Source organism: Bradyrhizobium sp. AC87j1 (assembly GCF_002936975.1).
Lineage (GTDB): Bacteria > Pseudomonadota > Alphaproteobacteria > Rhizobiales > Xanthobacteraceae > Bradyrhizobium > Bradyrhizobium shewense.
In genome coordinates this window covers 1-3,282 of record NZ_PTFE01000202.1, presented here as the reverse complement: position 1 = coordinate 3,282, position 3,282 = coordinate 1, and the positions used below count along the sequence as shown (strand labels likewise).

The following is a 3,282-nucleotide window of genomic DNA, read 5'->3' as shown; positions in this document are numbered from 1 at the left end:
CAGTGAAGACCGGCGGTCTGGCGGCAGCCCCACCCGCCGCCGCTGACTGAGCATCGTCTCGCATCTGCTGCGGTGTGTACGGCAGATCAACGAAAGAGTTGAGACCGCGGTAGATGTCTGACGACTGAGCTGGCGCGTCTGATAGGTCAGTGAAGACCGGCGGTCTGGCGGCAGCCCCACCCGCCGCCGCTGACTGAGCATCGTCTCGCATCTGCTGCGGTGTGTACGGCAGATCAACGAAAGAGTTGAGACCGCGGTAGATGTCTGACGACTGGGCTGGCGCGTCCGACGGTCCGGTGAAGAGCGGCGGTTTGGCGACGGCCCCACTCATCGGCGCCGACTGAGCCTCGTCTCGCATCTGCTGCGGCGTGTACGGCAGATCCACGAAAGAGTTGAGACCTCGGTAGATCGCCGACGACCCATCTGGTACCGCTTCCGGCGTCGGCCACACAAAATCGTACGGCAGGTGCGGCGACCACGTTGAGTTCGACTCGCCACGCCGCGGCTCCCCACCCGCCTGGTCAGGGGAGACGCCCAGCGCAGCGTTCGCCTCGACGAGCCATAGGTAGTTCCGAAGACGATCGAAGCCCATGTCCGCGGTTCGATGGGCTTTTTTAAAGTCCGTGTAATCGTCGTTGAACGACCTTTGCTGCTCGCTGGTGCCGGTGAGTCGGCTCACCATGCTCCCCCGCCCCTTGCTTTGGAGCCAAGCACCGAATCTTCGTTGGTTGCGGGCCAGATCTTGAACAACTTTTTTCCGGCTAGTCTCCTCGGGTTTGAGCATGCTCAGCTCTGCCTTTTCCAGGCCATCAATGATGCGGGCGTCATCGGGGTAAGGATGCAATGTGGGCGACGGGACAGCATGACCGCTGGGCTCCCGAGACGCACCCGCTCCGGAAACGTGCTCGGCATCGCAAACCTTGTTTAACGCGAACAATAGAAGCTCGTCCTTCGGGAACAACTTCTGAGCGAATTCAATGCGCGCAGCGTGGTCTAGCCCGGATATCGAGTAGCCCTCAAGAGTAAGCGCGTTAGAAAATCTGCGAAGACTACGATCATGACGAGCAGCGCTGCCTGTTGTCATGCCACTGGCATTAAGCCGCTCTGAGAGGGGCGCGTCTTCCGCTGAGGGGATCGTGCGCGGCCGCCCGCCAGAAGCTACATAGCTCGGATCACGATACGCACGAAGGACACTCAACCCTTTCTTCATGTCTTCGTCCTTCGGGAAGTAAGTCTTGACGTGACGGACCAGGGACTCGTGGTCCCCCAGAACAATCGTTTGGCGATGAGCGCCAAGATGATTTCCAAGTCGGCGAAGCGCCTGAGTATAGCGCTTAACCGTCTTCAGGTTTGGCTTTTTCTGAGCCGCATATTTGGCAATCGCATTGTCGATAATGTCCCGATCTTCTGCAGAGAGATGGGGATGGTGGTTGCGGCCGCCACCGGAGACAGGACGCGGATCGGGTGGGCGCGCCTCGGCCAAGTGCTGCTCAAAGCCCTCTTGCCCGGCATGGCCACCCTGGTGCTCTTCCAAGACGGCGTGCGGCACCTGGGACCAAGCTGTTACATTGGATGGATCGAAATTGTCCGGGTCCACGCTAGCCTCACGTCCAAGAAATCAATTGAGCTGATCCTATTATGGATAGGCTTTCCAGAAGCTGACGAGGCCGTCGCTCGTGAAGCAATGCATCGCCGCAGCTGCAAAACGAAACTGCCCCGCGGCTCTCAATTGTCGCGGGGCTTCATGGGTTTCAGGACCCGCCTTCCTCGCCGCCGATGAAGCCTTCCGGCGGCATGGGAGCCGACGACCCGTCATTGCTCTGGTTGCGAAACGGCATACCGGCGGCTCCGCACTTGTCCGCCGTCGATCTTCTCTCCCGGTCCGATCACTTTCGAGCTTGATCAGATGGGCCCAGCTGTCGTCGAAGTCGCAGAGATAATGGATCGCCTTTCGTGGATGATGCCGCAGAGCCGCGCCTTTGCAATATCGATGGGCTTCTGCTGACACCTTCTCGCGGCACATGGCATATGCAAGTTTCACGATCTCTTTGAAGAGATCAGCTTATGTCTATGCTTGAACATACCCTTCAGTCGGATGTCCGCTGGACAGATGGGTGGGTTCCAGGCAGAAGGACATCGACCCACGCCGGCCGCTTTCGCACTTTGTGAATCTCGTCGGGTTCGTCAGCTTTCGGAAAGCTAGTCCCTGTACGGTGACGTCGAAGTTAGCGGCGCGTGGTAGGGACAGCGCTTGCCCCGTGTATGCGTGGGGCTTTGGGGCGCCGAGTCACGTTTCTGCTAACTTCAACCAGTGCGGGCGTGGCAGCGACAGCGTCTGATCCAGCAGCCCGACCAGCGCCGAGTCGCGCCCGCGCTGCTCTAGGTGTGAGACTGGGATCATATAAAAACCATCGGACAACGTCTTCCAGATCAACTAATAGCCGGCTTGCGCCCGCTCCGCGGAGAGGGGCTCCAGGCGTAAATTCAGAAAAATTGCTTTGTAGTCGGCTCAGCGCAGAGTTTGACCGTCAGGCTTCGAACGAATACAGTGCATAGTGTTATCACTGTCGGTTCCGGTTTTGGGATCTTCAACCAGAGCCGCGCGCGTACAGGGCGCCACATCCATGTTCCCTACCGTGGTTGCACTGTCGGAGGCGATGCGGCTGTCCGGCATCGATCACGAAAGATCCACTCGCGGGCCTCGGGTCTGTTGCAACCTCCGAAACACTCACGCCGTCCTTTGCGTGACGACAGTCGATATATCATGTCGGTTCGGGTTCCTGTAGCAACAACTCACCCATCTGATCTGACCGAACGGTAAATTCCGCATAATTAGGATCAAAGAGGGTCGTCATTCCATTCGATGTCGACGTTGCGATTGTGTGGGCGCCACCTGCGGCGAAACGCAAGCTGACCAAATAGATCACCCCATCGTCAGTGACCTCATTCACGATTTGGTCAATGCGCGAAGATGTACCAAACCTATATCGCGTCTGTTCGGCGAACGGATCTAGGCCGGCTTCGCGTAACATCGTACTTTTTGCCTGAAGGTTGTGAGAACCTTCCGCCCCATCACTTCGCAACAGACTCTTGAGGTCTTCATACCGCTGCTGCCGCATAGCCGCTGCGTTATGATTTTGAGTCCCCAGGTGCAGCGTAAGCGGCAAGCTGAGGCCGTCAGGCGGCGTGGTTCCATGGCATAAGCGCGTCGATTTCGCTGCTCGGCCAGCCGTTGGCGATACGCTGAAGTGTGAGGGTGAGCCAGGCGAACGGATCGACATT

The 3,282-nt window shown here is 58.4% G+C and carries 2 protein-coding genes and 1 pseudogene; all 3 read right to left on the bottom strand.

The genetic code is table 11. From position 1 onward, the window contains the following. A pseudogene (locus CV770_RS40650) lies at positions 1 to 1,597 on the bottom strand (hypothetical protein); the annotation flags it as partial. A gap of 1,165 nt (positions 1,598 to 2,762) precedes the next feature. Then, positions 2,763 to 3,119: a YopT-type cysteine protease domain-containing protein gene (locus CV770_RS40640; protein ID WP_245454021.1), complete on the bottom strand. Its 357-nt coding sequence runs from the start codon at positions 3,117 to 3,119 to the stop codon at positions 2,763 to 2,765. 58 nt (positions 3,120 to 3,177) lie between these two features. Then, on the bottom strand, positions 3,178 to 3,282 hold a 105-nt coding region (locus CV770_RS40635), incomplete at its 5' end, for a transposase domain-containing protein (protein WP_146101462.1).

Bases quoted from the DNA above. Each gene is read 5' to 3' on its own strand.
- CV770_RS40640 (WP_245454021.1), bottom strand. From the start codon at position 3,119: ATGCGGCAGCAGCGGTATGAAGACCTCAAGAGTCTGTTGCGAAGTGAT.